The 25,878-nt window shown below is 72.3% G+C and carries 26 protein-coding genes; 18 read left to right on the top strand and 8 right to left on the bottom strand.

Annotated features, from left to right (window positions below; translation table 11 throughout):
• Nucleotides 1-38: 38 nt before the first annotated feature.
• From IF22_RS0102570 to IF22_RS0102535, 8 genes are all read left to right on the top strand, one after another.
• Complete coding sequence (locus IF22_RS0102570) at nucleotides 39-614, top strand: TetR family transcriptional regulator (RefSeq protein WP_030327950.1); 576 nt, start codon at nucleotides 39-41, stop codon at nucleotides 612-614.
• Between the two features lie 111 nt (nucleotides 615-725).
• Nucleotides 726-1,700, top strand: a complete 975-nt coding sequence (locus IF22_RS0102565; protein WP_030327948.1) for a Rossmann-like and DUF2520 domain-containing protein — start codon at nucleotides 726-728, stop codon at nucleotides 1,698-1,700.
• Nucleotides 1,697-2,545 carry a pantoate--beta-alanine ligase gene (panC, locus tag IF22_RS0102560; protein WP_030327947.1) on the top strand — a complete coding sequence of 283 codons (849 nt, stop codon included), beginning with the start codon at nucleotides 1,697-1,699 and terminating at the stop codon, nucleotides 2,543-2,545. The genes IF22_RS0102565 and panC overlap by 4 nt, the downstream gene beginning before the upstream one ends.
• Before the next feature lie 44 nt (nucleotides 2,546-2,589).
• A complete protein-coding gene (gene panD / locus IF22_RS0102555; protein WP_030327945.1) occupies nucleotides 2,590-3,018 on the top strand; it encodes an aspartate 1-decarboxylase in 429 nt (142 codons plus the stop codon).
• 96 nt (nucleotides 3,019-3,114) lie between these two features.
• Nucleotides 3,115-4,011, top strand: a complete 897-nt coding sequence (locus tag IF22_RS0102550) for a septum formation family protein (protein WP_030327943.1) — start codon at nucleotides 3,115-3,117, stop codon at nucleotides 4,009-4,011.
• A gap of 108 nt (nucleotides 4,012-4,119) precedes the next feature.
• Nucleotides 4,120-5,817: an L-aspartate oxidase gene (locus IF22_RS0102545; RefSeq protein ID WP_030327941.1), complete on the top strand. Its 1,698-nt coding sequence runs from the start codon at nucleotides 4,120-4,122 to the stop codon at nucleotides 5,815-5,817.
• A gap of 11 nt (nucleotides 5,818-5,828) precedes the next feature.
• Complete coding sequence (nadC, locus tag IF22_RS0102540; protein WP_030327939.1) at nucleotides 5,829-6,731, top strand: carboxylating nicotinate-nucleotide diphosphorylase; 903 nt, start codon at nucleotides 5,829-5,831, stop codon at nucleotides 6,729-6,731.
• Between the two features lie 17 nt (nucleotides 6,732-6,748).
• Nucleotides 6,749-7,507 carry a type III pantothenate kinase gene (locus tag IF22_RS0102535; RefSeq protein WP_030327937.1) on the top strand — a complete coding sequence of 253 codons (759 nt, stop codon included), beginning with the start codon at nucleotides 6,749-6,751 and terminating at the stop codon, nucleotides 7,505-7,507.
• 36 nt (nucleotides 7,508-7,543) lie between these two features.
• Here IF22_RS0102535 and IF22_RS35730 read toward each other — a convergent pair whose 3' ends face one another.
• Nucleotides 7,544-7,855, bottom strand: a complete 312-nt coding sequence (locus IF22_RS35730) for a hypothetical protein (protein ID WP_245233495.1) — start codon at nucleotides 7,853-7,855, stop codon at nucleotides 7,544-7,546.
• Nucleotides 7,856-7,871: 16 nt separating this feature from the next.
• Nucleotides 7,872-8,285, bottom strand: a complete 414-nt coding sequence (locus IF22_RS35725; protein WP_245233494.1) for a class I SAM-dependent methyltransferase — start codon at nucleotides 8,283-8,285, stop codon at nucleotides 7,872-7,874.
• A gap of 89 nt (nucleotides 8,286-8,374) precedes the next feature.
• On the opposite strand from IF22_RS35725, the gene lysS reads away from it, so the two are divergent.
• The 3 genes from lysS to IF22_RS0102515 all read left to right on the top strand — a co-directional run bounded on the left by lysS (nucleotide 8,375) and on the right by IF22_RS0102515 (nucleotide 13,468).
• Complete coding sequence (gene lysS / locus IF22_RS0102525) at nucleotides 8,375-9,883, top strand: lysine--tRNA ligase (RefSeq protein WP_030327934.1); 1,509 nt, start codon at nucleotides 8,375-8,377, stop codon at nucleotides 9,881-9,883.
• Nucleotides 9,884-9,996: 113 nt separating this feature from the next.
• On the top strand, nucleotides 9,997-10,341 hold the full coding sequence (locus IF22_RS0102520) for a histone-like nucleoid-structuring protein Lsr2 (RefSeq protein ID WP_081883668.1): 345 nt from the start codon (nucleotides 9,997-9,999) through the stop codon (nucleotides 10,339-10,341).
• A gap of 583 nt (nucleotides 10,342-10,924) precedes the next feature.
• Nucleotides 10,925-13,468, top strand: a complete 2,544-nt coding sequence (locus IF22_RS0102515) for an ATP-dependent Clp protease ATP-binding subunit (protein ID WP_030327930.1) — start codon at nucleotides 10,925-10,927, stop codon at nucleotides 13,466-13,468.
• A 272-nt stretch (nucleotides 13,469-13,740) separates the two neighbouring features.
• On the opposite strand, the gene IF22_RS0102510 is transcribed toward IF22_RS0102515, so the two are convergent.
• Nucleotides 13,741-14,652 carry an HhH-GPD family protein gene (locus IF22_RS0102510; RefSeq protein WP_030327928.1) on the bottom strand — a complete coding sequence of 304 codons (912 nt, stop codon included), beginning with the start codon at nucleotides 14,650-14,652 and terminating at the stop codon, nucleotides 13,741-13,743.
• 96 nt (nucleotides 14,653-14,748) lie between these two features.
• Here IF22_RS0102510 and IF22_RS0102505 point away from each other — a divergent pair, with 96 nt between their 5' ends.
• The 3 genes from IF22_RS0102505 (at nucleotide 14,749) to IF22_RS0102495 (ending at nucleotide 16,665) form a co-directional block, all read left to right on the top strand.
• Nucleotides 14,749-15,261, top strand: coding sequence for a glycine cleavage system transcriptional repressor (locus IF22_RS0102505; RefSeq protein WP_030327926.1), 513 nt, complete (start codon nucleotides 14,749-14,751; stop codon nucleotides 15,259-15,261).
• Complete coding sequence (locus IF22_RS0102500; protein ID WP_245233493.1) at nucleotides 15,258-15,842, top strand: peptide deformylase; 585 nt, start codon at nucleotides 15,258-15,260, stop codon at nucleotides 15,840-15,842. Before IF22_RS0102505 ends, IF22_RS0102500 begins: the two co-directional genes overlap by 4 nt.
• Nucleotides 15,843-15,948: 106 nt before the next feature.
• A complete protein-coding gene (locus IF22_RS0102495; RefSeq protein WP_030327923.1) occupies nucleotides 15,949-16,665 on the top strand; it encodes a hypothetical protein in 717 nt (238 codons plus the stop codon).
• A 6-nt stretch (nucleotides 16,666-16,671) separates the two neighbouring features.
• Here the strand turns inward: IF22_RS0102495 and disA are convergent, their stop codons facing one another.
• The 4 genes from disA to IF22_RS0102475 all read right to left on the bottom strand — a co-directional run bounded on the left by disA (nucleotide 16,672) and on the right by IF22_RS0102475 (nucleotide 21,290).
• Nucleotides 16,672-17,856, bottom strand: coding sequence for a DNA integrity scanning diadenylate cyclase DisA (disA, locus tag IF22_RS0102490; protein WP_030327921.1), 1,185 nt, complete (start codon nucleotides 17,854-17,856; stop codon nucleotides 16,672-16,674).
• 131 nt (nucleotides 17,857-17,987) lie between these two features.
• Nucleotides 17,988-19,445 carry a DNA repair protein RadA gene (gene radA / locus IF22_RS0102485; RefSeq protein ID WP_030327919.1) on the bottom strand — a complete coding sequence of 486 codons (1,458 nt, stop codon included), beginning with the start codon at nucleotides 19,443-19,445 and terminating at the stop codon, nucleotides 17,988-17,990.
• An 85-nt stretch (nucleotides 19,446-19,530) separates the two neighbouring features.
• A complete protein-coding gene (locus IF22_RS0102480; protein ID WP_030327917.1) occupies nucleotides 19,531-20,310 on the bottom strand; it encodes a hypothetical protein in 780 nt (259 codons plus the stop codon).
• Nucleotides 20,311-20,450: 140 nt separating this feature from the next.
• Entirely contained in the window at nucleotides 20,451-21,290 is an 840-nt protein-coding gene (locus IF22_RS0102475) for a UbiA family prenyltransferase (RefSeq protein WP_156057241.1), read from the bottom strand.
• 46 nt (nucleotides 21,291-21,336) lie between these two features.
• Here IF22_RS0102475 and IF22_RS0102470 point away from each other — a divergent pair, with 46 nt between their 5' ends.
• The 4 genes from IF22_RS0102470 (at nucleotide 21,337) to IF22_RS33560 (ending at nucleotide 25,132) form a co-directional block, all read left to right on the top strand.
• Complete coding sequence (locus IF22_RS0102470) at nucleotides 21,337-22,110, top strand: methyltransferase domain-containing protein (RefSeq protein ID WP_036410625.1); 774 nt, start codon at nucleotides 21,337-21,339, stop codon at nucleotides 22,108-22,110.
• 42 nt (nucleotides 22,111-22,152) lie between these two features.
• Nucleotides 22,153-23,319, top strand: a complete 1,167-nt coding sequence (locus tag IF22_RS0102465; protein ID WP_030327910.1) for an acyl-CoA dehydrogenase family protein — start codon at nucleotides 22,153-22,155, stop codon at nucleotides 23,317-23,319.
• Between the two features lie 94 nt (nucleotides 23,320-23,413).
• Nucleotides 23,414-24,463, top strand: a complete 1,050-nt coding sequence (locus tag IF22_RS0102460) for a type III polyketide synthase (protein WP_030327908.1) — start codon at nucleotides 23,414-23,416, stop codon at nucleotides 24,461-24,463.
• Nucleotides 24,464-24,487: 24 nt separating this feature from the next.
• Complete coding sequence (locus tag IF22_RS33560; RefSeq protein WP_051708122.1) at nucleotides 24,488-25,132, top strand: hypothetical protein; 645 nt, start codon at nucleotides 24,488-24,490, stop codon at nucleotides 25,130-25,132.
• Nucleotides 25,133-25,141: 9 nt separating this feature from the next.
• Here IF22_RS33560 and IF22_RS0102445 read toward each other — a convergent pair whose 3' ends face one another.
• Nucleotides 25,142-25,834, bottom strand: coding sequence for a hypothetical protein (locus IF22_RS0102445; RefSeq protein WP_030327903.1), 693 nt, complete (start codon nucleotides 25,832-25,834; stop codon nucleotides 25,142-25,144).
• Nucleotides 25,835-25,878: the final 44 nt, after the last annotated feature.

Genomic DNA, 25,878 nt, shown 5'->3' with positions numbered 1-25,878 from the left:
ACTTAATGTCGCAGTGTGACGTCGGATACCATCGCCGCATGGCCCGCTGGCAACCGGACGCGCGCGGCCGCCTGGAGGCGGCCGCCTTCGAGCTGTTCCGCGAGCGCGGCTTCGAACAGACCACCGTCGCCGACATCGCCGCCCGTGCCGGCCTCGACAAACGCACCTTCTACCGGCTCTTCGGGGACAAGCGCGAGGCACTCTTCAGCGGCAGCGGGCACGTCGAGGAGGTCCTGGTCCAGGCGGTGACCGAGACCGACGCCGGCCCGTTCGAGGCGGTCGTCGCCGCCTTCCGCCGGGTGGCGGAGGAGCTTTTCGCGGACCGTCTCGAACTGGTCCGGGCGCGGCAGGCCATCATCGAGAGCAGCCCGGAGCTGCAGGAGCGTGAACTGCGCAAGACCGGCTCACTCGCCGCCGCCGTCACCGCCGCCCTGCGCGCCAGGGGCCTCGACGAGACCACTGCCACCCTGGCCACCGAGTCGGGCGCGACGGTCTTCCGGGTCGCGTACGCCCGCTGGGTCGCGCCCGGCAGCGACGCCCCGCTCAGCGACCTGATCGCCGAGGTGGCCGCCGAGCTACGCGCCATCACGTCAGCCCCTACCGAAACGCCCTGACGAGCCGTCTCGTCGGTGGTGAAGGTTTTCACACATGCTTGTCCCGGTTCGGCGGGCCGGGCGCATACTTGCGATCGACCGGTACCCCTTCTCGAGGACTGGATCATCGACATGAGCGCACCGATGCGCCCGCGTCCGGCCGCCCCGCCCGGGCCTGCCGCGTCGTGGGACAGCGCCGTTCCCGGCGCCCGCGCCACCTCCCGTCTGCTCACCGTCGGTGTCGTCGGCGCGGGCCGTGTCGGCGCCGTGCTGGGTGCCGCGCTCGCCGCCGCCGGGCACCGGGTGGCCGCCGTCTCCGGCAGCTCCGGAGCCAGCCGCGCCCGCCTCGCCCTGCTGCTGCCCGAGGTGCCCCGCCGCCCGGCCGCCGCGGTGGCCCACGCCGCCACCGACCTGCTGCTCGTCGCGGTACCGGACGACCGGTTGGCCGCCGTGGTGGCCGACCTCGCCCAGCGGGGTGCGCTGCACCCGGGCCAGATCGTCGCGCACACCTCGGGAGCGCACGGCCTGGCCGTGCTGGGGCCGGCCGTCTCGGCCGGAGCCCGCCCGCTCGCCCTGCACCCCGCGATGACCTTCACCGGTACGCCGGACGACCTGCCCCGCCTCGACGGCATCTCGTACGGGGTGACCGCCCCGGCGGAGTTGCGCCCGCTGGCCGCCCGACTGGTCGCCGACCTCGGCGGCGTGCCCGAGTGGGTGGCCGAGTCGGACCGCCCGCTCTACCACGCCGCGCTGGCCCACGGCGCGAACCACCTGGTGACCCTGGTCAACGAGGCGACCGACCGGTTGCGCGACGCCGGGGTGTCCCGGCCGGAGAAGGTGCTCGCCCCGCTGCTGCGGGCCGCCCTGGAGAACGCGCTGCGGCTCGGCGACGACGCGTTGACCGGCCCGGTCTCCCGTGGCGACGCGGGCACCGTACGGCGGCACCTGGACCGGTTGGTGGCCACCGCGCCGGAGTCCGTCCCCGCGTACCTGGCGTTGGCCCGTCGTACCGCCGACCGGGCGATCGCCGCCGGCCGCCTCCGGCCGGTGGACGCACAGTCGCTGCTCGGTGTGCTGGCCGACAGCGGTCGGGAGGTGGCGGCATGACCCAGGTGGTGCACACGCGGGCCGAGTTGGCCGAGGCCCGGGCCGGGCTGAAGGGCACGGTCGGGGTGGTGATGACCATGGGTGCGCTGCACTCCGGGCACGAGACGCTGCTGCGCGCGGCCCGGGAACAGGCCGACCACGTGCTGGTGACGATCTTCGTGAACCCGTTGCAGTTCGGGCCGAACGAGGACTTCGACCGCTACCCGCGCACCCTCGACGCCGACCTGGAGGTGTGCCGGCGGGCGGGCGCCGATCTGGTCTTCGCCCCGTCGGTGGCGGACATGTACCCGGACGGGCAGCCCCGGGTCCGCCTCGACCCGGGTCCGCTCGGCGCTGAGCTGGAGGGGGCGAGTCGTCCCGGCTTCTTCCACGGCGTGCTCACCGTGGTGCTGAAGTTGCTCCAGCTCACCCGGCCGGACCTGGCGTTCTTCGGCGAGAAGGACTACCAGCAGCTGACCCTGGTCCGACGGATGGCCCGGGACCTGGACGTGCCGGTCGAGGTGGTCGGCGTGCCGACCGTCCGCGAGCCGGACGGGCTCGCCCTGTCCAGCCGCAACCGCTACCTGAGCGAGTCGGAGCGGGCCGCCGCGCTGAGCCTGTCCGCCGCGTTGCGGGCCGGCGCGCGGGCCGCCGACGACGGTCGGGACGCGGGGGCGGTGCTGACCGCGGCGCACGCCGCGTTTGGTGCCGGTACGCCCGGTTCCCGCCTCGACTACCTGGTGCTCACCGACCCCGACCTGGAACCGGGACCGGTGTCCGGGCCGGCCCGGTTGGTGATCGCCGCCTGGGTGGGTGCCACCCGGTTGATCGACAACGCGGCGATCCACCTCGCCCCGCGCCCCTGACCCGGCCGCACCACCCTCCACCAATCCCGCGAAAGGCCATCCCGATGTTGCGGACCATGCTCAAGTCGAAGATCCACCGAGCCACGGTGACCCAGGCCGACCTGCACTACGTCGGTTCGGTGACGGTGGACGAGGACCTGCTCGACGCCGCCGACCTGCTCCCCGGCGAGCAGGTGGCGATCGTGGACATCACCAATGGCGCCCGGCTGGAGACGTACGTGATCCCGGGCGAGCGGGGCAGCGGCGTGATCGGTATCAACGGTGCCGCCGCGCACCTGGTGCACCCCGGTGACCTGGTCATCCTGATCTCGTACGGGCAGATGGACGACGCCGAGGCCCGGTCGTACCGGCCCCGGGTGGTGCACGTCGACGCCGACAACCGGGTGATCGAGTTGGGTGCCGACCCGGCTGCGGCGGCACCCGGCACGGCCGGGAACCCGGTGCCCAGCCCGTTGGCCGTGTCCGGAGTCTGATCCCGGGTAGCACGATTCCGGTCTGTCACCGGACTGTCATTTCCGGTTACCCTGGGCGCGCTGGCGGAAGCCGGTCGGTGGCTGGGGGAGGCCGCGATGCGCCGTGCCATGACGACCCTGTTCGCCGCTGTTGCCGCGGCGGCGCTGCTGGTGGCCTGTGCCGGGTCCGACGGCCTGGACGGTGATCTGACCGACGACTGGGCGGCCCTGCCGGCGCCGTCGGCGTTCACCCCGGCAGCCGGCGTGTGTCACGCCGCCGACTTCACCGATCTGGTCAGCCTGGCCAGCTACCAGCCGGTGGACTGCGCCGGCCCGCACCGGCTGGAGACCGTGCACGTGGGGGCGTTCCCGGTCGAGCGGACGACCGCCCCGGCGGGTGGTTCGGCGGAGTTGCGCGGCGCGTTCGCCGAGTGCGACACCCGGGCGGCCGGCTACCTGGGTGACGACTGGCGGTCGGGCCGGCTGCGGCTGTCAGTGGCGCTGCCCAACGGGCCGGGTTGGGCGGCGGGTTCCCGGTGGTTCCGCTGTGACGTCACCGAGCTGACCACCGTCGAGGCGGCGGCCACCGTGGTGGTCCGGTCGGGCAGTCTGCGGGACGCCCTGAAAGGGCCCACCGCGCTGCGCCTGGGTTGCCAGCAGACCCGCGCGGGCGCCGCCCGGGGGGTGCAGACGTTGATCCCGGTGGAGTGCGGCGCACAGCACGACGCGGAGTTCGTCGGGGTGTGGCGGGCACCGGATCGGCCGTACCCGACCCAGGACGCCGATTGGCTGCCGCTCTACACGGGTTGTCGCAGCGTCCTCGCCCGGTACGCGGGCGTACCGGACGACGCCACGCTGCGTTTCCGCAGCGGGGTGGTGGTCCGGCCGCCGGGGGCGGGGCGGTGGAAGGTCGGTGATCGGGGGGTCCGCTGCTATCTGTGGCTCAGCGACCGTACGGTGACCGCCTCCCTGAAGGGCGCGGGCCCGGCGGGTCTGCCGGTGCGGACGAAGTGACACTGGCCTGACGGTCGACGCGGCGCGGCGGGCGCCGGACGGCGTCGCCCAAACCACTCGTCCCGCCCCCGCCGCCCCGGGCGAGGACGGTTCGGGTTGACTGGGGGAATGCGTTTCCCGACCGTCGACCTGCCCGCCCTGCCCACGCTGCTGGCCGCGCCAGCGCCCGGCTGGGTGGAGACCACCGACGTGATCGTGGTGGGTTCCGGCGTGGCCGGGTTGACCGCGGCGCTGCACCTGCGCGAGGCGGGTCTGCACGTCACGGTGGTCACCAAGGTCAACATCGACGATGGCTCGACCCGCTGGGCGCAGGGCGGCATCGCCGCCGTGCTCGACCCGGCCGACTCCCCGGCGGCGCATGCCCGGGACACCGAGGTCGCCGGGGTCGGGCTGTGCGACCCGGCGGCGGTCCGGGTGCTGGTCGAGGAGGGCCCGACCCGGCTGCGTGAGCTGATGCGGATCGGCGCCGAGTTCGACAGACACCCGGACGGCTCGTTGATGTTGACCCGCGAGGGCGGGCACCGGGCGGACCGGATCGTGCACGCCGGCGGGGACGCCACCGGCGCGGAGGTGCAGCGTGCCCTGCACGCCGCCGTGCAGCGCGACCCGTGGATCCGGCTGGTCGAGCACGCCCTCGTGCTGGACCTGCTGCGCGCGCCCGGCGACGGCCCGGACGGGCTCGGACCGGCGTGCGGGATCACCCTGCACGTGTTGGGCGAGGGCAGCGAGGACGGCGTCGGCGCACTGCTGGCCCGCGCGGTGGTGCTCGCCACCGGCGGAATGGGGCAGGTCTTCTCGGCCACCACCAACCCGGCGGTCTCCACAGGGGACGGGGTGGCGCTGGCGCTGCGGGCCGGCGCGGCGGTGACCGACGTGGAGTTCGTCCAGTTCCACCCGACCGCCCTGATCACCCCGGCCGGCGCGGGGGTGCCCGGGGCCGGGCACGCGCAGCAGCCGCTGGTCTCCGAGGCGTTGCGCGGCGAGGGCGCGTACCTGGTGGACGCGGACGGCAAGCGGTTCATGGTGGGCCAGCACGAGTTGGCCGAGTTGGCCCCCCGGGACGTGGTGGCCAAGGGCATCCACCGGGTATTGGTGGCCACCGGCGCGGACCACGTCTTCCTCGACGCGCGGCACCTGGGCGGCGACTTCCTGGCCGGTCGGTTCCCCACCATCGTGGCGTCCTGCCTGGCGATCGGCGTGGACCCGGCGACCGACCTGATCCCGGTGGCGCCGGCCGCCCACTACGCCTCCGGCGGGGTCCGGACCGACCTGCGCGGCCGTACCTCCATCCCCGGCCTGTACGCCTGCGGCGAGGTGGCCTGCACCGGCGTGCACGGCGCGAACCGGCTGGCCAGCAACTCGCTGCTGGAAGGGCTGGTCTTCTCCCGGCGGATCGCCGAGGACATCGCGGCCGGCCTGCCCGAGCAGGCCCAGCCGGCGGACGTCGGCGCCTGGCGTGGCGGCACGGGCTGGGTGCTGCCGGCGGAGGTGACGCCGACCCTGCAGCGGGCGATGACCCGGGGGGCCGGGGTGCTCCGATCCGCGGCGACGCTGGCCGAGACGGCCGGGACGTTGACCGAGCTGGGTGTTGCCCGGGGTCGCCCGCGCACCGCCGACTGGGAGGCGACGAACCTGCTGACCGTGGCGTCGACGCTGGTCGCCGCCGCGTACGCCCGTGGTGAGACTCGGGGCTGCCACTGGCGGGAGGACTTTCCGACGGCCGACGAACGGTGGCTGGGCCATCTCGTCGGGGCGGTCGGGGCGCAGGGCCGGGTGACGCAACAGTGGGAGGGGAGTTCACGGTGAGCGCGACGGAGATGGCGTTGACGGGGCCGACGGCGGTGGCGTTGCAGGCGGCCGGGCTGGACCCGGCACAGGTGCGGCAGGTGATCGAGGGCACGCTGGTCGAGGATCTGGGCCCGGACTTCCTGGACGTCACCAGCGTGGCCACCGTCCCGGCGGAGCAGACCGACACGGCCGACCTGGTGGCCCGCGCGGACGGGGTGTTGGCCGGGATGGCGGTGGCCGCCGCCGTGTTCGAGCTGGTGGGTGAGGTGACGGGCTTCGGTCGTACCGTCGAGGTGTCGGTGCTGGCCCGCGACGGTGAGCGGGTGGCCCGCGGTGACGTGCTGGCGACGGTGACCGGCCCGACCCGGTTGCTGCTGACGGCCGAGCGGACGGCGCTCAACCTGCTCTGCCGGATGTCCGGGGTGGCCACCCACACCCGGGCCTGGGCGGACGCGCTGGCCGGTACGAAGGCGATGGTGCTGGACACCCGCAAGACGACGCCGGGCCTGCGGGCTCTGGAGAAGTATGCGGTGCGGGCGGGCGGTGGCACCAACAAGCGGATGGGCCTCTACGACGTCGCCATGATCAAGGACAACCACAAGCTGGCGGCCGGGGGCATCACGGCGGCCTACCGGCGGGTCCGGGAGGCGTTCCCGGAGGTGCCGGTGCAGGTCGAGGTGACCAGCGTCGACGAGGCGGTGGAGGCGGTGGAGGCCGGGGCGAACTTCCTGCTCTGCGACAACATGACGCCGGAGGCGCTGGCCGAGGCGGTGGCCGCGGTGGGTGACCGGGCGGAGCTGGAGGCGACCGGTGGGCTGACCCTGGAGGTGGCCGGCCGGTACGCGGCCACCGGCGTGGACTTCCTCTCGGTGGGCGCGTTGACGCACTCGTCGCCGATCCTGGACATCGCGATGGACCTGCGTACCGACTAGTTGTCTAGGCTGCGTGCGTGCTGCTCTGCATCGACATCGGAAACACCAACACCGTGCTGGCGACCTTCGACGGCGACAAGCTGGTGCACTCCTGGCGGATCAAGACCGATGCCCGCTCGACGGCGGACGAGCTGGGCCTGAAGTTCCGGGGTCTGCTCGCCGGGGACAACGTCGAGATCACCGGCGTGGCCGCCTGCTCCACCGTGCCGGCCGCGTTGCGGTCGCTGCGGACCATGCTCGGCCGTTACTACGCCGACCTGCCGAGCGTGATCGTGGAGCCCGGTGTGCGGACCGGCGTGCAGTTGGCGATCGACAACCCGAAGGAGGTGGGCGCCGACCGGGTGGTGAACACCCTGGCGGCGTACACCCTCTACGGCGGCCCGTCGATTGTTGTGGACTTCGGCACCACCACCAACTTCGACGTGATCAGCGAGCGCGGTGAGTTCCTGGGCGGCGCGTTCGCCCCGGGTATCGAGATCTCCTTCGACGCGCTGGCCGCTCGGGCGGCGCAGTTGCGCAAGGTGGAGGCCACCAAGCCCCGCTCGGTGATCGGTAAGAACACCGTGGAGTGCCTTCAGGCCGGCCTGTACTTCGGCTTCGCCGGGCAGGTGGACCGGATCGTCGAGCGGATGACCGAGGAGTTGGGCGAGGTGCGGGCGGTGATCGCCACCGGCGGCCTCGCCTCCCTGGTGATCAACGAGTGCCGCACCATCACCCACCACGAGCCGATGATCACGCTGATCGGCCTGCGGATGGTCTACGAGCGCAACCGGTGACCCCGGCCGCCGTCGGGGGCGGCCGTCGGGTGGACCTCAGCGGCGTCGGGCGCGCAGCACCAGCGTCCGGTACGGCAGCTCGATGGTGTCCCGGCCAGCGAGGGCGGGGTGGGTGTTCAGGAGTTCGGTCAGTTCCCGCTCGACCCGCCGTTGATCGTCCGTGGTGGCGGTGAGCCAGTACGAACGGGTGCGGACCACGCCGCGCAGCTCGTCCGGCGTGAGCGTGCTGTGGTGCCGGAACTCGCGCCGCTCGATCGGGTCGAAGGCGGAGCCGAAGTCGGGGTGGTCGTTGCCCGCCAGGCTGGCTGAGTTGTCGCCGAAGTGGGCGATACGACCCAGCTCGGCCACCCAGTCGACGCTGTCGTCACGGATGTTCCACAGGGGGGGCGAAGGTGCCACCGCCACGGAGCACCCGGGCGATCTCGGCGTGCGCGGGCTCCCGGTCGAACCAGTGGTACGCCGTGCCCACCAGCACCGCGTCCGCGGCCGAGTCGGGCAGCGGCAGGGCCTCGGCGGTGCCCGCCAGCGCGGTCGTGCCCGGGGTGCTGACGGCGAGTTGCGCCCGCATCCCCGGATCGGGCTCGACCGGTACGACCTGGTGGCCCAGGGCCAGCACGGCGCGGGTCAGGATGCCGGTGCCGGCCGCGAGATCCACCACTTGGCCCGCCCGCAGCCCGCCGAGGGCCCAGCGGACCGCAGCTTCGGGATAACGTGGCCGAAAGCGGTCATAGTCACTCGCCGCGACGCCGAAGGACAGGGCGTGAGTGTGATCCGCCATGACGGGCAGGTTATCCGGTAACAGCCACCTGAGCGCTTGAGTACGCTCGGGCCTGACCCCCCGTAGTCATCGTGACGAGGAAGCGTGCCGTGAGCGAGCAGAACCCCGTGCCAGTGGACCCCGCCGACGACCTTCCCGAGCAGATGAAGGTCCGCCGGGAGAAGCGGGACCGGATGCTCGCCGAGGGTGTCGAGCCCTACCCGGTCGGCTTCCCCCGCACCACCACCCTGGCGCAGGTCCGGGCGGCCTACGCCGACCTGCCGACCGACACCGCGACCGGCGACCAGGTCGCTGTCACCGGCCGGGTGATCTTCGTACGCAACACCGGCAAGCTCTGCTTCGCGACCCTGCGGGACGGCGACGGCACCGAGTTGCAGGCGATGCTCTCGCTGGACCGGGTCGGGCCGGAGCGGCTGGAGGCGTGGAAGCGCCTGGTCGACCTCGGCGACCACGTCGGCGTCACCGGTGAGGTGATCACCAGCCGCCGGGGTGAGCTGTCGGTGTTGGCCCAGCACTGGGAGATGACGGCGAAGGCGCTGCGACCGTTGCCGGTGGCCCACAAGCCGCTGTCCGAGGAGGCGCGCGTCCGGCAGCGTTACGTCGACCTGATTGTCCGGCCGCAGGCACGGGAGATGGTGCGTACCCGGGCCGCCGCCGTACGCAGTCTGCGCGATTCACTGCACGGGCAGGGCTTCATCGAGGTGGAAACGCCGATGTTGCAACTGCTGCATGGCGGCGCGACGGCTCGACCGTTCGTGACCCACAGCAATGCGTTGAACACCGATCTGTATCTGCGAATCGCTCCCGAACTGTTTCTCAAGCGCGCTGTGGTCGGCGGCGTCGACCGCGTCTTCGAGATCAACCGCAACTTCCGTAATGAGGGTGTCGACTCTTCGCACTCGCCGGAGTTCGCGATGCTGGAGACGTACCAGGCGTACGGCGACTACGACACGATCGGCGAGTTGACCCGTAATCTCGTGCAACAGGCGGCGATCGCGGTGAGCGGTTCGACTGTGGTGACCCACGCCGACGGGCGCGAGTTCGACCTCGGCGGCGAGTGGCGGTCCGTGACGTTGTTCGGTGTGCTTTCCGAAGCGCTGGGCGAGGAGGTCACGGTCCGCACCGAACGCTCACGCCTGGTGGAGTACGCGGACAAGGTCGGATTGGCGGTGGACCCGAAGTGGGGCCCGGGCAAGCTGGCCGAGGAGTTGTTCGAGGAGCTGGTCGTTCCCGGCCTGGAGGCGCCCACCTTCGTCCGGGACTACCCGGAGGAGACCAGCCCGCTCACCCGGGGCCACCGCAGCGAGCCGGGGTTGGCCGAGAAGTGGGACCTCTACGTGCTCGGCTTCGAGCTGGGCACCGGGTACTCCGAGCTGGTCGACCCGATCGTGCAGCGGGAGCGGCTGGTCGCCCAGGCGCAGTTGGCCGCCCGTGGCGACGACGAGGCGATGCGTCTCGATGAGGACTTTCTTCGGGCGATGGAGTATGGAATGCCGCCGGCCGGCGGTATGGGAATGGGAATCGACCGGCTGTTGATGGCGCTGACCGGCCTCGGAATTCGGGAAACGATCCTCTTCCCCTTGGTCCGCCAGGAGTAGTCCGGGCCGGAGCTCACGGCGGGCCGTAACGGGGTCCTATTGACGCGACGAGCGGCGCGGGGGTTATTGTGCTCTAGTTAGCAGGAGCGCCCTGCTCGAAAGGAATGTGGGACGTGGCCAAGCAGATCATTCACAAGCTGGTCGATGACCTGGACGGCGGGGACGCGGACGAGACCGTCAAGTTCGCCCTCGACGGCGTTCAGTACGAGATCGACCTGTCGAGCGCCAACGCCGCGAAATTGCGTGATGCATTTGCCGCGTACGTTGGCGCCGGCACCAAGGTCGGCCGTGGTGGTGTCGTGATCGGTGGGCGGGCTGCCCGCGGTCGCGGTGGCGCGACCGCCGATCGGGAACAGAACAAGGCGATCCGGGAGTGGGCCAAGAAGGCCGGCAAGGACATCTCGGACCGGGGTCGTATCCCCCAGGAGATCGTGGACGAGTTCCACGCGAAGCGCTGACCTGTCAGCAGCGTGGTGGCCAGCCGCCACCGCAGGCGACACCGACGCCGGGCCGGAGGAGTTCTCCGGGCCGGCGTCGCCGTATCCGGGATGTCGCGTCGTGTGCCCGTTCGGGGTGAGTGACCGTTTCGCCGCTGGGGTCGCGGTGGCCGCTCGGGGGCGGCGTCGTCGGGTCCGGTCCGGGCCGGGAAGCAATTCGAGCCGACCGTCGTTGTCCACAACCAGTGGACCAGCTGTCCACAACCTGTGGACAACCTCCCCAGGGTCCGGCGCGACGCTTGTCGCGACCGCCGGTCCGGCCGCCCGGAGCCTCCGGGAGCGCTTCCGGACCCCGGATCGGGCTTCGGTGGCGCCAGTCGGATTTCGCTCTGCGCGTAGCGACAGGGCTACCGGAACACCTCCTGAGCGCGGACGGTTGTTCAAAACGACGTGGAACTGACCCAGACCGGAGACACACGACCTCAGCTGAGTCGGTCAGCGACGATAGAGTAAGGAGGCACGGACGCCCGTCCTGGACGTTCGTGCACCGGCCCCGCCAAGATCTTGACCATCAAGGCGCACGGCACGTGAGGAGCACGAGGGCATGTTCGAGCGGTTCACCGACCGAGCGCGACGGGTTGTCGTCCTGGCCCAAGAAGAGGCCCGGATGCTCAACCACAACTACATCGGTACGGAACACATCCTGCTGGGCCTGATCCACGAAGGTGAAGGCGTCGCGGCTAAGGCCCTGGAGAGCCTCGGCATCTCCCTGGAGGGCGTCCGCCAGCAGGTCGAGGAGATCATCGGCCAGGGCCAGCAGGCGCCGAGCGGGCACATCCCGTTCACGCCGCGGGCGAAGAAGGTGCTGGAGCTGTCGCTGCGCGAGGCGCTGCAGCTCGGCCACAACTACATCGGCACTGAGCACATCCTGCTCGGGCTGATCCGTGAGGGCGAGGGCGTCGCCGCCCAGGTGCTGGTCAAGCTCGGCGCCGACCTCAACCGGGTCCGCCAGCAGGTGATCCAGCTGCTCTCCGGCTACCAGGGCAAGGAGCCTGCCGCGGCGGGCGCCGCGCCGGGTGAGGCCGCGCCGTCGACCAGCCTGGTGCTGGACCAGTTCGGCCGCAACCTGACCCAGGCCGCCCGCGAGGGCAAGCTCGACCCGGTCATCGGGCGCGAGAAGGAAATCGAGCGGGTCATGCAGGTGCTCTCCCGCCGTACCAAGAACAACCCGGTCCTGATCGGTGAGCCCGGCGTCGGTAAGACCGCTGTGGTGGAGGGGCTGTCCCAGAAGATCATCAAGGGCGAGGTGCCCGAGACCCTCAAGGACAAGCAGCTCTACACGCTCGACCTGGGTGCGCTGGTCGCGGGTTCCCGCTACCGCGGTGACTTCGAGGAGCGCCTCAAGAAGGTGCTCAAGGAGATCCGCACCCGCGGCGACATCATCCTGTTCATCGACGAGATCCACACCCTGGTGGGTGCGGGTGCCGCCGAGGGCGCCATCGACGCCGCCAGCATCCTGAAGCCGATGCTGGCCCGTGGCGAGCTGCAGACCATCGGTGCCACCACCCTCGACGAGTACCGCAAGCACCTGGAGAAGGACGCCGCTCTCGAGCGCCGGTTCCAGCCGATCCAGGTGGGTGAGCCGTCGCTGGCCCACACCATCGAGATCCTCAAGGGTCTGCGCGACCGGTACGAGGCCCACCACCGGGTGAGCATCACCGACGCGGCGCTCGTGGCCGCCGCGACGCTGGCCGACCGGTACATCTCCGACCGCTTCCTGCCGGACAAGGCGATCGACCTGATCGACGAGGCCGGTGCCCGGATGCGGATCCGCCGGATGACCGCGCCGCCAGACCTGCGTGACTTCGACGAGCGCATCGCCCAGGTGCGTCGCGACAAGGAGTCCGCGATCGACGCGCAGGACTTCGAGCGCGCCGCCCAGCTGCGCGACAAGGAGAAGCAGCTGCTCGGCCAGAAGGCCCAGCGGGAGAAGGAGTGGAAGGCCGGTGACCTGGACGTCGTCAGCGAGGTTGACGACGAGCAGATCGCCGAGGTGCTCGGCAACTGGACCGGCATCCCGGTCTACAAGCTGACCGAGGAGGAGACCTCGCGCCTGCTGCGCATGGAGGACGAGCTGCACAAGCGCGTCATCGGCCAGGAGGACGCGGTCAAGGCGGTCTCGAAGGCGATCCGGCGTACCCGGGCCGGCCTGAAGGACCCGAAGCGCCCGTCGGGCTCGTTCATCTTCGCCGGCCCGTCCGGTGTCGGTAAGACCGAGCTGTCCAAGGCGCTCGCCGAGTTCCTCTTCGGCAGCGAGGACGCCCTCATCCAGCTGGACATGTCCGAGTTCCACGACCGTTACACGGTCTCCCGGCTCGTGGGTGCCCCTCCCGGCTACGTCGGTTACGACGAGGGCGGGCAGCTGACCGAGAAGGTGCGGCGTCGGCCGTTCTCGGTGGTCCTCTTCGACGAGATCGAGAAGGCCCACCCGGACGTGTTCAACACGCTCCTGCAGATCCTCGAAGACGGTCGGCTCACCGACGGTCAGGGTCGGATCGTGGACTTCAAGAACACGGTCATCATCCTGACCACCAACCTGGGCACCCGAGACGTCGCCAAGGCGGTGTCGCTGGGCTTCCAGCAGTCGGAGGACTCCGAGTCCAACTACGACCGGATGAAGCAGAAGGTCAACGACGAGCTCAAGCAGCACTTCCGGCCTGAGTTCCTCAACCGGATCGACGACACCATCGTCTTCCACCAGCTGCGTCAGACCGAGATCCTCTCGATCGTGGACATCATGATCCAGCGGATCGAGGGCCAGCTGCGGAACAAGGACATGGGTCTGGAGCTGACCGACAACGCCAAGAAGTACCTGGCCGCGAAGGGCTTCGACCCGGTGCTCGGTGCCCGTCCGCTGCGTCGCACGATCCAGCGCGACATCGAGGACAACCTCTCCGAGCGGATCCTGTTCAACGAGCTGACCCCCGGTCAGATCGTGGTGGTCGACTGCGAGGGCGACCCGGACGACATCGACAAGTCCAAGCTCGTCTTCCGGGGCTCGGACAAGCCGGTCGAAGTTCCGGACGCCGTCCCGGCCGATCTCGGTGGCACTGCCGCTGGCACCGCCGCCGCAGGCGTGGACGAGTAGCACAACCGGCAAGGGGCGGGGCCCCGGTGGCGCAAGCCACCGGGGCCCCGCCTTCGTGCGCCACCCGCACGAACAACACCCGCCACCCCGCCGCCGCCCGGCCGACCACCCTCCAGGACCGCCCGACCCGCCCGACCCGTCGCACCCGCTCGGCGGTGGCCTCGTCCCGGTGGAGCGCTTCCGCCCGCAAGATCGCACAACATCCAGGATGTAGTGGCATCCGTCGCGCCTGACACCACTACTTCCAGGATCGAGCACGATCTTGCGGACGGTCAGGTCGTGAGGTCGGCCGTTGGCAGGGAGGGGCCGTCACCGACCAGGCGGAAGGAGTCGGTGCCGGCGGGCTCGACCAGCCCGTCCTGCACCAGGCCGGCGAGGGCGCGGGCGCGCTGCACGTCGTCGGTCCAGACCTGGTCCAGCCGCTGGTGCGGAACCGGTCCGGTGCTGTCCCGCAGCACCCCGAGCAGCAGGCCGCGTACCTGTCTGTCGGTACCCGCGTACCGCTGGGGCCGACGGGTCGGCCCCGCCGGTGCCTGCTGGCCGGACGCCCGCCAGGCGCAGGTCGACTCGACGGGGCAGGCCGTGCAGCGCGGCGACCGGGCGGTGCAGATCACCGCTCCCAGCTCCATGAACGCGGCACTGGCCAGCGCTGCCGCTGCCGGTTCCAGTGGGAGCAGTTCTTCGGTGGCGACCAGGTCGGCGGGTCGGGTGACCGGCCCGGCGTCCGGTTCACCGGCCACTGCCCGGCACACGACCCGGCGTACATTGGTGTCGACCACCGGGTGCCGCTGCCCGTACGCGAAGGCGGCCACCGCCCGCGCGGTGTAGGTGCCGACGCCGGGCAGTGCCAGCAGGTGCTCCAGCCGGTCCGGCACCTGGCCGGCGTGCCGGTCGACGATCGCGACCGCGCATTCGCGCAGCCGCACCGCCCGACGGGGGTAGCCGAGGCGTCCCCACATCCGGATCGCCTCGGCGGGGGTGTCCGCCGCCAACGCGGCCGGCTCCGGCCATCGCGCCAGCCAGGCCTCCCAGGCCGGCACCACCCGGACGACTGGCGTCTGCTGAAGCATGACCTCGCTGACCAGGATGGCCCACGGGGTGACACCGGGCTCGCGCCACGGCAGGTCCCGGGCGTGCTGCTGGAACCATCGGCTGACCGCCGTGGCGAAGTCGGGTTGAGTCATGGCGTCGTCGATGATGTCACGCCCGGCGTTCCCGTTGGATGGGCGGCTCGGGCGGGGTGCCACATCGTCGTCCGGCGGACGGGGGAGAATGCCCGGATGAACGAGCTCGCGATCACCGTCATCGGTCGGGACCGGCCGGGCATCGTGGCCGACGTCGCGGAGGTGCTGGCCCGACTGGGCGCGAACCTCACCGACAGCACGATGACGCGCCTGCGGGGGCATTTCGCGATGACCCTCATCTGCACCGGGCCGGCCGCCGCCGAGGTCGAGGCCGCACTGGCGTCACTGACCGCCGAGGGCCAGCTGCTGGCGACGGTACGCGCGGTCACCCCGGACGGCGACGTGCCGCCGGCCGGTGAGCCGTACGTGATGGCGGTGCACGGTTCGGACCGGATGGGGATCGTCGCGGCGATGACCCGGGTGCTGGTGGACGCCGGGGGGAATGTCACCGACCTGAGCACCCGGTTGACCGGTGAGCTCTACGTGGTCCTGGCGGAGGTCGAGTTGCCGGCCGGGGTGGCGGACACTCTGGTTGACCGGCTACACCGGACGGCTGCCGAGCTGGGCGTGGAGGTCACCCTCCGGCCGGCGGACCCGGATCTGCTGTGACGGGCGAGGAGCGCGTGCCGGACGTCGAGGCGTACACCGGTCTGGGTGACTGGACGCCGGACTCGCTGTTGGTGCCTGGCGTGGTGCGGCCGGTGGTATCCGCCCCGCACGCGGTGTTGAGCCGGGCCTCGGACGAGGTCGATCCCACCGCCGCGGAGACGGTCCAGTTGGCGGCCGACCTGGTGGCCACGATGCGGGTCTCGCCGGGCTGCGTCGGGCTGGCCGCACCGCAGGTCGGGGTGGGCGCTCGGGTCTTCGCTGTCGACGTGACCGGGCATCCGAAGGCGGTGACGGTGCACGGCACGTTCGTGCTGTGCAACGCGCGGGTGGTCGAGGCGACCCGGTGGAAGCCGGGCCGGGAGGGCTGCATGTCGGTGCCGGACCTGACCGGTGACGTGAAGCGGGCCAGCCGGCTGGTGGTGGAGGGTGACCTGCCGGGCAGTGGCGAGCCGGTCCGGCTGGTGACCGACGGCTTCGAGGCTCGGGCGTTGCAGCACGAGATCGACCACTGCGCGGGGCTGCTCTTCCTGGACCGGGTGGCCGGTGCGCACGCGATCTATCAGCGCAAGGTCTACCTGTGACCGGTGCGTCGTCCGTCCTCAGTGGACGGTGGGGCGTAGCCCTCGAATCGGTTCCGGCGCGTCGCGCCGCACTGCCGGGTACGGCGCGGCTACGGTGGAGGGCATCATGCGTCTGACGGTCGGCCCCCTGCCACCCGCCGTGTACTGGCGGCGTCGCGCCGTCGTACTCGGAGCGGGGTTTCTGTTCCTGATTGTCCTGCTCTACTCCTGCACCGGTTCGGATCGGTCCGGCGGTCAGAAGCCGACGGCGGGAGGCACCCCGTCGGCGACGTCCTCCGCGACGTCTGATCCCGGCGGGCCGGTGTTGACACCGCAGACCGGGTCTCCGTCACCGCCCGCGCCCGCTGATTCGACTGCGACGACTCCGAGCCCGGCGATCACCAGCAACACCCCGCCGCTGGGCGCGGCGGCCGGTTCGGAGGACGACGGCACCTGCACCGACGGGGAGATCAGCGTGGTCTCGTCGGCGAGCCAGACCTCGGTGCAGCGAGGCGCGGTGGTCGAGCTGCAACTGAAGATCAAGAACACGTCGGACCGGACGTGCAGTCGCAACGTCGGCGCCGACCTGCAGGAGATCTTCATCAAGTCCGGTGCCGAGAAGGTCTGGTCGTCGGACACCTGCGGCAAGGTCCAGGGGTCGGACGTGCAGACCTTCACGCCGGGCTTCGTGCGCTCCTACGAGGTGCCGTGGAACGGGCGGGACACCAGCCGCTGCGACGGTGCGCTGGCCGGTGGGCCGTTCGCGCCGGTCGGGTCGTACCAGGTGTTCGCCAGGGTCGGCACGAAGCTCAGCGAGCCGGTGAAGCTGACCGTCGCCGGCTGAGCCCGCTCAGACGTAGCGTTCCAGGATGGATGCCTCGGCGAGCCGGGACAGCCCTTCACGGACGCCACGGGCCCGGGCGTCGCCGACCCCTTCGACGGCTTGCAGGTCCTCCACTGTCGCGCCGAGCAGCCGCTGGAGGCTGCCGAAGTGCAGCACCAGGCGGTCGACCACCGCCACCGGGAGCCGGGGCACCTTGGCCAGCAGTCGGAAGCCGCGCGGACTGACCGCGGCGTCGAGCGCGTCGGACGCCGCCGGGTAGCCGATCGCCTTGGCGACCGACACCAGGTCGATCAGCTCGGTGGCACCGAGCAGGTCCAGCTCGACAAGAGCCTCGTCCAGGGTGCGGGACTTGCGGCCGACCGGGAGGTAGTCCCGGATGACCAAGGTCCGGTCGGCGTCCACGCCGGCCATCAGCTCGTCGAGTTGCAGGGCGAGCAGGCGGCCGTCGGTGCCCAGCTCCACCACGTAGCCGGCGATCTCGTCGGCGATCCGGCGGACCATCTCCAGTCGCTGCACCACTGCCACCGCGTCCCGCACGGTGACCAGATCCTCGATCTCCAGGGCGGAGAGCGTGCCGGAGACCTCATCCAGCCGGAGCTTGTAGCGCTCCAGGGTGGCGAGCGCCTGGTTGGCGCGGGAGAGGATGGCCGCCGAGTCGTCGAGCACGTGTCGTTGACCGTTGACGTAGAGGCTGATGATCCGCATGGACTGGCTGACCGAGATGACCGGATAGCCGGTCTGGCGGGCCACCCGCTCGGCGGTGCGGTGCCGGGTGCCGGACTCTTCGGTCGGGATGGACGGGTCAGGCATCAGGTGCACGGCGGCCCGGACGATCCTGGTGCCGTCGCTGGAGAGCACAACGGCGCCGTCCATCTTGCACAGCTCGCGCACCCGGGTCGCGGAGAACTCCACGTCCAGCGGGAAGCCGCCGGTGCACAGGCCCTCGACCACCTTGTCGTAGCCGAGCACGATGAGCGCACCCGTGCGACCCCGCAGAATGCGCTCCAGACCGTCGCGCAGGGCGGTGCCCGGGGCCATCAGGGCGAGGTTGGCCCGCAGCGGATCTCCGGCGCTCCCGGCGGCCCCCGCAGTCACGCTCACGCTGATCGGGCGGGCGGGCGAGCCCACGGCGCCGGTGCGGGCCTGGGGCGGCGCGCCGGCTGGCTTGGTGGTATCGCGGTCGATCGGCACGGGCACAGTCTACGGACTGCCGTGCGGTGGGTGCTGTCGTGGTTACTGTGATGTGTCACGATGCCGCCCTCTCCGGCGTTTCCCGCTTACGACCCGCTGTCCGGTTTCGCCGCCCTCGTCGGCACGGTGGGTCACTCGGCGGACGCACGGGCCGCATGGTGTAGCGCCGAACGGACGTCGGTGACCTCGGTCACCCGCATCTGCTCGGGCCCGGCGCCGGTGCTGGCCGGGCCGCAGCCGGGCGGCACCAGGGCCACCTTGAACCCCAGCCGGGCCGCCTCGGCCAGTCGGCGCGGCACCGCCCCGACCCGCCGCACCTCGCCGGTCAGCCCCACCTCACCGATCGCCACCAGGTGCGGCGCGATCGCCAGGTTGAGCCCGCCGGAGGCGACCGCCAGGGCCACCGCCAGGTCGGCGGCCGGCTCCACCACCCGGATCCCGCCCACGGTGGCGGCGAAAACCTCCCGGTCGTGCAGGGTCAGCCGCTCGGTGCGCCGTTGCAGCACCGCGAGCACCATCGCCAGTCGCGCCGAGTCGAGGCCGGAGACGGTGCGTCGGGGAGAGCCCGCCACCGTCGCGCCGATCAGCGCCTGCACCTCGGTGACCAGCGCCCGCCGCCCTTCCATTGCCACCGTGACGCAGGTGCCCGGGACCGGCTCCGCGTAGCGGGTCAGGAACAGCCCGGACGGGTCGGCCAGGCTGCTGATGCCGCCCTCGTGCATCTCGAAGCAGCCGACCTCGTCGGCCGCGCCGAACCTGTTCTTCACGCCGCGCACCAGGCGCAGCGACGAGTGCTTGTCGCCCTCGAAGTGCAGCACCACATCGACCAGGTGCTCAAGCACCCGAGGCCCGGCCACCTGGCCGTCCTTGGTGACGTGCCCGACCAGCACGGTGGCGATGCCCCGCTCCTTGGCGACCGACACCAGCGCCGCGGTGACCGCGCGGACCTGGGTCACCCCACCGGGCACCCCTTCGGTGCCGGTCGTCGAGATGGTCTGCACCGAGTCGAGCACCAACAGGCCCGGCTTGACCGCGTCGAGGTGCCCGAGCACCGAGGCCAGGTCGCTCTCCGCGGCGAGGTAGAGCTGCTCGTGCAGGGTGCCCATCCGCTCGGCGCGCAGCCGCACCTGACTCACCGACTCTTCGCCGCTGACCACCAGCGAAGGGCTGCCGGCATTGACCGCCCACTGCTGTGCCACATCGAGCAGGAGGGTCGACTTGCCCACGCCGGGCTCGCCGGCGAGCAACACCACGGCACCGGGGACCAGGCCGCCGCCGAGCACCCGGTCCAGCTCGCTGACCCCGGTGGGACGGGCGCGGGCCGGAGCGGCGCTGATGGTGGCGATCGGCCGGGCCGGCTCGGCCGGCATCCGGGAGCTGACCACCCGACCGGAGACGGTCGGGCCGGTCACCGTGCTCTCGACCACCGCCCCCCACTCGCCGCACTCCGGGCAGCGCCCCACCCACTTGGGCGGCTGGTGCCCGCAGGCGTCGCACTGGTAGGCCGGACGCGGCTCGCGGGCGGCGGACCGAGCACGGGCGGCACCGGCCGTGCCGCCACGCGGAGGGGTCGATCGGGACGTGGTCACATCAGGACGCTAGCCCCCGCGTACGACGAAAACACCCCGGCGTGGTGGTCACCACGCCGGGGCGTTCGTCGATGTGCGCTACGGGTCACTCGTGGGTCGTGCCGCCCTCGTCGCCCTCGTAGCCGCCCTCGCGCTCGATGATCGGCGACGGAGGGGCCGCCGGGGTGAGCGGCACCGCGACCGGCGCCTGGCCGGTGACCGTGTTGCCGTTGCCGAAGTCGAAGGTCACCACGACGTTCTGACCGGAGCGCAGCGCCTCGGTCAGGCCGATCAGCCGGAGCTGCGAGGTGGCCTCGGAGTTGAACTGGATGTAGCTCAACGGCGCCAGCTCGATCCGGGCCGGCTGGCCCGGAGCGGCCGGGCTGGCCGAACCGGACGCCCGCGCCGACTCCGGGGCGGACGGCGTGGCCGAGGACGACCCGGTCTCGGACGGCGTCGCCGACGGGCTCGGCGAACCCGAGGTGGAGTTCGACGGGCTGGCCGAACCGGACGGCGACGGGCTCTCCGAGGCGGACTCCGAGGCGGATGGCGACGGGCTCGCCGAGCCGCCGCTGATCACCACCTCGCGGGCGCTCTCGGTGGTGACGGTGACCGTCACCGTCTCCTTGGAGTCGTTGTAGATCACTGCGCCGAGGCCGGCGTCCTGCCCGGCCCGGTAACCCTCGGTGCCCGGGTAGTCCACCAGCAGGCCCCGCACCGAGAAGGAACCGTTGTCGGTCGTGAGGTTGACGCCCTGGACCGACGGCTCCTTCAACGCGGTCTCGGCGATCTGACCGGCGCCGCATCCCGAAGCCAGCAGGCTGGCCGCCGCAATCCCGGACAGCAACAGGGCCGCCCGCCGGGATCCCCTGATCGAGCGCGTCACGTCGGTCCTCCTCGTCACAATCCCCACCCGGGCCGTACGCCGGGCACGGTGGCCATACCCGCGCAGACCGCGCTCCAGGGTAGTTGGGGCTGATCGAGGCCCGCACGCGGACCCGGCAATGCCACCTGGCCGGGTGGCGTTCAGACCACCCGACCGCTCGCCACCAGCAGAACCACGTCGATGAGGGCCACCAGCATGACCGCCCGGAAGGCCGCCACCGGCCGCTGACCGGCCCGGCTCGCCGAGCGTCCGGCGTACCAGCTCAGTGGCGGCACCACGGCGGCCGTGCCGACCGCCGCCCAGCCGATCGCCGACGGCGGCCCTGGTGGCCCGAGGACCAGGGCCGCGGTCGCCGCGAGCAGGAGACCCGCCGCGGCCACCCGGCTGCCGGCGGCGCCCAACCGGTGGGGCAGGCCGCGCACGCCGGTGCGGGCGTCGTCGGCCAGGTCGGGCAGCACGTTGGCGAAGTGCGCGCCGGCGCCCAGACAGGCCGCCGCCGCCACCAGCCAGACGGGCGGGGCCGGCTGACCGGGCAGTGCCAGCACCACGAAGGCGGGCAGCGCGCCGAACGACACGGCGTAGGGCAGCACCGAGAACGCGGTGGCCTTGAGCGGCCAGTCGTAGAGCAGGGCGGAGACCAGGGCGAGGGTCAGCCAGAACGCCGCCGCCGGGTTCGTGGTCAGCGCCAGCAGAGGGCAGGCCACCGCGGCCACGACGGCGGCCCAGGCCGTGACGCGCCGACCGACCGCGCCACTGGCGACCGGCTTGTCGGTACGCCCCACAGTGGCGTCCCGCTCGGCGTCCAGCGCGTCGTTGGTCCAGCCGACAGCGAGCTGGCTCGCCAGCACGGCGAGCACCACCGAGACGATTCCGGCCGGCCGGTGGCCCACTCCCCACGCCAGCAGACCGGCCACCGTGGTCACCGCCGCGGCCGGTTCCGGATGGCTCGCTCTGACCAGCCCTAACACCCTCGACGACATAAGGGAAGTCTGGTCGTTACCGAGCAGTCGTGCCACGCTCGGTTCCATGCGAGACGTGGCTGCGGCCGGGGCGTCCACCGGGCCGAGGGTGCTGCCGCGAAACGATCCGCGTCAGTACGACGATCTGGCCGGTGAGTGGTGGCGGCCCGACGGCGCGTTCGCGATGCTGCACTGGTTGGCGGAGGCGCGTGCGGCGCTGGTGCCGCCGGCCACCCGTGCGGGCGCGGTGCTCGTCGATCTGGGTTGCGGTGCCGGCCTGCTCGCGCCGCACCTGGCCGGCAGGGGCTACCGCCACGTCGGGGTGGATCTGACCCGCTCGGCCCTCGTCCAGGCGGCCGAGCACGGGGTCAGCGTGATCCAGGGTGACGCCACCGCTGTTCCGCTGCCCGACGGCTGTGCCGACGTGGTCTCCGCCGGCGAGTTGCTGGAGCACGTGCCGGACTGGCCGCGGGCGGTGGCCGAGGCGTGCCGGCTGTTGCGCCCGGGTGGCGTGCTGGTGCTGGACACCCTGAACGACACGGCGCTGGCCCGGCTCGTCGCGGTCCGGATCGCCGAACGGCTGCCGACGGTGCCGCGTGGCATTCACGATCCTCGGTTGTTCGTGGACGCCCGGGCGCTGGTCGCCGAGTGCGCCCGACACGGTGTCGACCTGCGGTTGCGCGGCATCCGGCCGCAGGTCGGCGGGGTGCTCGCCTGGCTGTTGCGCCGCGCCCGCGCGGCCGGAACGCCCGGTACGGTGCCCGCCGGTCGGGCGCCGCGCATCGTGCCGACCCGCTCCACCGCCGTGCTCTACCAGGGCCGGGGGGTCCGCAAAGGATAGTCAGGCCGTGGCGGGGGTATGGAACGCCAAGGAGGGGACGAGATGACGGTGCACGCGCTTGAGGCAGCTCGCCGGTTGGCACCACGGTTCGCCGCGCGCGCGGCCGAGCACGACCGGGACGGTTCCTTCCCTGTGGACGACTTCGCCGACCTGCGCGAGGCTGGCCTGTTCGGGCTGATGGTGCCCCGGGCGCTCGGCGGCCTGGGCGCCACCTTCGCCGAGTACGCCGCGGTGGCCACTGAGCTTGCCCGGGGCAACGGTGCGACCGCCCTGGTGTTCAACATGCACGCCTCGGTGACCGGTGCGCTCGGTGCGGTCACCGAGGAGTTGGCCGAGGCGCTGGGCGTACCGGACGAGGCGCTGGCCGCCCGCGACCGGCTGCTCAGCGCGGCGGCGCAGGGCTCCTGGTACGCGGTCGCGATGAGCGAGCGGGGCGCGGGCGCGCGGTTGTCCCAGCTGAGCACCTCGTACACGCCGGTCGACGGGGGCTGGCAGCTCAAGGGCAGCAAGACCTTCTGCTCCGGTGCCGGGCACGCGGACGGCTACCTGGTGGCGGCACGCAGCGCTGCCGACCAGTCGGTGGTGTCCCAGTTCCTGGTGCCGGCCGGTGACGGGCTGACAGTGGAGCCGACCTGGGATTCGCTCGGCATGCGCGCCACCTCCTCCCACGACCTGCACCTGGACGTCAGCGTGCCCGCCGACCGGCTGCTCGGTGGGGTGGAAGGGCTGGCGCTGGTGGTCGCCCAACTGATGCCGCACTGGCTGGTGGCCAGCTACGCGGCGGTCTACGTGGGGGTGGCCCGCGCGGCGATCGACGCGGCGGCCGAGCACCTCAACGCCCGCAATCTGGCCGGTCTGCCGGCGGTGCGGGCCCGGCTGGGTCGGGCGGACGCGGCGACGGCCGCCGCGCAGCTGGTGGTGGCGGAGGCGGCCCGCCGGGTGGACGAGGCGCCCGGTGACGAGGAGACCAACCGGTGGGTGTGGCGGGCGAAGCTGCTGGCCGGCACCACAGCCGCCGAGGTGGCGGCGTCGGTGTTGGAGGCGGCGGGCACCTCGGCGACCCGCCGTGGTCATCCGCTGGAGCGGCTCTACCGCGATGCCCGCTGCGGGTCACTGCACCCGGCCACGTCGGATGTCTGCGCCGACTGGCTCGGCATCGCCGCACTGGGTGGCGACCCGGATCGTGACGGATCGGCACCACGTTGGTGAGCCCGCGCCACCGGGCTCGTACGGGAGAACGACCAGCCGGGGTGGCTGGTGGGACGGCCAGGGGGAGGACAGCATCTGACGAGAGGTGGGGATCGTGTCCGTACCAGTGATCGCGGGGCTCGGGACAGCGCAGCCGCCGTCCGCTTCGCAGGACGAGTTGTGGGAGGGCTTCTTCTCCCGGCACTTCTCCGGCACCACCCGGTCGTTGGCGCAGCGAATTTTCGCCAACTCCGGGGTGACCCGGCGGCAGGCTGCGGTGAACCCGCTGCTGGAGGACGTTTCGGACTGGCCGACCGAGCGCCGGATGCGCCGCTACCAGGTGGAGGCGCTGCCGTTGGGCAAGGAGGCGGTGGGCCGCGCGTTGACAGCCGCCGGGTTGAGCGCCGGCGACATCGGGCTGTTCATCGTCTGCTCCTGCACCGGGTACGCCACTCCGGGGCTGGACATCCTGCTCGCCCGGGACCTGGGCATGGCCGCGGACACCCAGCGGATGGTCATCGGCCACATGGGTTGTTACGCGGCACTGCCGGGTCTCGGCGCGGCGAGTGACTTCGTCACCGCCCGGGGGCGTCCGGCGCTGCTGCTCTGCGCGGAGCTGACCAGCCTGCACATCCAGCCGTCCAGCGCCCGGGTGGACACCCAGCAGATCGTCTCCCACGCGCTCTTCTCGGACGCCGCGGTCGCCGCCGTGGTCGTGCCGGGCGGCCCGGGGTACGCGGTGCGCGAGGTCACCGCCGTCACCGACACCTCGACCGCCGATCACATGACCTGGGACGTCACCGACGCGGGGTTCCGGATGGGGCTGTCGCCGAAGGTGCCGCAGGTGCTGTCCAGGCACGTCCGTGGGCTCGTCGACGAGCTGTTGGCCCGGCACGGCGTCACCAGCTCCGAGGTGGACGGTTGGGCGGTGCACCCGGGCGGGCCGCGGATCCTCAACGTGGTCGAGCGGGAGCTGGCGCTGCCCCCGCTGGGGCTGGCGGCGTCCCGGGCGACGCTCGACGAGCACGGCAACTGCTCGTCGCCGACGGTGCTGCTGATCCTGGACCGGTTGGGCCGGGCGACACCGGCGGCCCGGCGCATCGTCATGCTGGCCTTCGGCCCCGGCCTCACCCTGTACGCCGCCCTTCTCGATCGACAGGACTGAACCTCCGACCGGTACGCTCGTGCCGTGGATGCGACAGCGGACGATCGGCTGCGCTCGGTGGTGCTGTTCGGCGCCGCGGCGGCCGTCCTGGTCGTCGGTGGCTGGTGGTGGCACGCTGCCGAACCGTCGTCGACGGCCGGGGCGGCTGCCACTCCCTCGGCGGCGCCGAGGGCCGAGCAGAGCGTCAGCACCCCGTTGGAGCGGGCCATGGCGGGGGCGGAGCCCGACGAGCGGGTGACGGTGCGGCTGGACCCGGACAGCGGCGAGATTACCCGGGGGCGGAACGGCGCGTGGGCGGTGCTCGACCCGGCAACGGGCTCGCCCACCGAGACCGAGGGCGGCCCCGCAGTGCTCTCCCCTGCTGGTGAACTGCCACAGTTCCACGAGACGATCTGGCGGGAGGAGCGGGAGCTGGCTCCTGGTCAGGAAGTGACCCGGCAGGCCGGCAACGGCGCCGACCGCTACCTGCTCCAGTACCGGTGCACCCGGCTCGGCACGATGGTCGTGACGAGCGCCGGGGCCAGGATCGCCGGCGAGTCGCGCATCGACTGCGACGGCACGATCGCCACTGCCGAGGTGCTGCCCGAAAACGGGTCGTTCCTGGTGTCGCTGTCGACCGTCGACCGGCCCATAGACATCGAGGTGCAGCTCGTCGCGCTGCCCCGCTAGATCCGGCGCTCAGGCGGCGAGGGCGCTCAGGTCGCTCCGGTAGGACTCGACGGTGCCCAGGTCGGGCAGGACCCGGGTCACTGTGCCGGCCCTGTCGACAAGCACGGCGGTCGCGACGCCGGGGCGGGCCGGTTGACCCAGGAACGAGCGCAGCCCGCCGGCCGGGTCGGCCAGGACGTGCGCCTGCCGCTGGGTGGTCGGCCCGGCCGGGGCACTGCGCCCTGCGGTGACGGTGACCACGGAGACGTCGGCGGGTGCTGCTGCCAGGGCCTCGCTGACCCGGTCCGGGCAGGGGCAGCCGTCCAACAGGATGATCATGGCGGGTAGCAGGCCGCGCAGTGGCACTGGTGCGTCCTGGGCGTCGACCAGGTCCAGTGCGGGCAGCGCCTGCCCGGTCAGGCTGGCCGGTGGTGAGTAGGGGGTCGGGCTCGGGCGCTCGGTGCCGCGGTTGGCCCGGGGCCAGGTGACCACCAGCAGGCCGGCCAGTGTGGTGACGACCGCCACCAGCAGGACCAGCAGCGGCAGCCCCAGAGCCCGGTGACCGCCGGGGAGGCCGCTGGCCCGACGGAGCTCACGGCGGACCTGGGCCGCCTCGGCGGCCAGCGCGGAGGCGTCGTCGGGGACCACCACCCGGCCCCATTCGGGAGGCAGGCCGGGCAGGCCGTCGGCTGGCCCGTTACCTTCTGCGTCCGGCTTGCCCATCGGACCTCCTGGAAGCGTCTCGAGAGCTGAGTGCGGCTCGGTCT

It is taken from the genome of Micromonospora parva (assembly GCF_000718515.1).
GTDB lineage: Bacteria > Actinomycetota > Actinomycetes > Mycobacteriales > Micromonosporaceae > Micromonospora > Micromonospora parva.
Note: the sequence above shows the minus strand (reverse complement) of the source record. Positions and strands in the feature narration are given on the sequence as shown.

What these genes read in the sequence shown, in the direction of transcription:
- IF22_RS0102570 (WP_030327950.1), top strand. Translation starts at nt 39, where the DNA reads ATGGCCCGCTGGCAACCGGACGCGCGCGGCCGCCTGGAGGCGGCCGCC.
- IF22_RS0102565 (WP_030327948.1), top strand. Translation starts at nt 726, where the DNA reads ATGAGCGCACCGATGCGCCCGCGTCCGGCCGCCCCGCCCGGGCCTGCC.
- panC (WP_030327947.1), top strand. Translation starts at nt 1,697, where the DNA reads ATGACCCAGGTGGTGCACACGCGGGCCGAGTTGGCCGAGGCCCGGGCC.
- panD (WP_030327945.1), top strand. Translation starts at nt 2,590, where the DNA reads ATGTTGCGGACCATGCTCAAGTCGAAGATCCACCGAGCCACGGTGACC.
- IF22_RS0102550 (WP_030327943.1), top strand. Translation starts at nt 3,115, where the DNA reads ATGCGCCGTGCCATGACGACCCTGTTCGCCGCTGTTGCCGCGGCGGCG.
- IF22_RS0102545 (WP_030327941.1), top strand. Translation starts at nt 4,120, where the DNA reads ATGCGTTTCCCGACCGTCGACCTGCCCGCCCTGCCCACGCTGCTGGCC.
- nadC (WP_030327939.1), top strand. Translation starts at nt 5,829, where the DNA reads ATGGCGTTGACGGGGCCGACGGCGGTGGCGTTGCAGGCGGCCGGGCTG.
- IF22_RS35725 (WP_245233494.1), bottom strand. Translation starts at nt 8,285, where the DNA reads ATGGCGGATCACACTCACGCCCTGTCCTTCGGCGTCGCGGCGAGTGAC.
- IF22_RS0102515 (WP_030327930.1), top strand. Translation starts at nt 10,925, where the DNA reads ATGTTCGAGCGGTTCACCGACCGAGCGCGACGGGTTGTCGTCCTGGCC.
- IF22_RS0102510 (WP_030327928.1), bottom strand. Translation starts at nt 14,652, where the DNA reads ATGACTCAACCCGACTTCGCCACGGCGGTCAGCCGATGGTTCCAGCAG.
- IF22_RS0102505 (WP_030327926.1), top strand. Translation starts at nt 14,749, where the DNA reads ATGAACGAGCTCGCGATCACCGTCATCGGTCGGGACCGGCCGGGCATC.
- IF22_RS0102495 (WP_030327923.1), top strand. Translation starts at nt 15,949, where the DNA reads ATGCGTCTGACGGTCGGCCCCCTGCCACCCGCCGTGTACTGGCGGCGT.
- IF22_RS0102475 (WP_156057241.1), bottom strand. Translation starts at nt 21,290, where the DNA reads ATGTCGTCGAGGGTGTTAGGGCTGGTCAGAGCGAGCCATCCGGAACCG.
- IF22_RS0102470 (WP_036410625.1), top strand. Translation starts at nt 21,337, where the DNA reads ATGCGAGACGTGGCTGCGGCCGGGGCGTCCACCGGGCCGAGGGTGCTG.
- IF22_RS0102465 (WP_030327910.1), top strand. Translation starts at nt 22,153, where the DNA reads ATGACGGTGCACGCGCTTGAGGCAGCTCGCCGGTTGGCACCACGGTTC.
- IF22_RS0102445 (WP_030327903.1), bottom strand. Translation starts at nt 25,834, where the DNA reads ATGGGCAAGCCGGACGCAGAAGGTAACGGGCCAGCCGACGGCCTGCCC.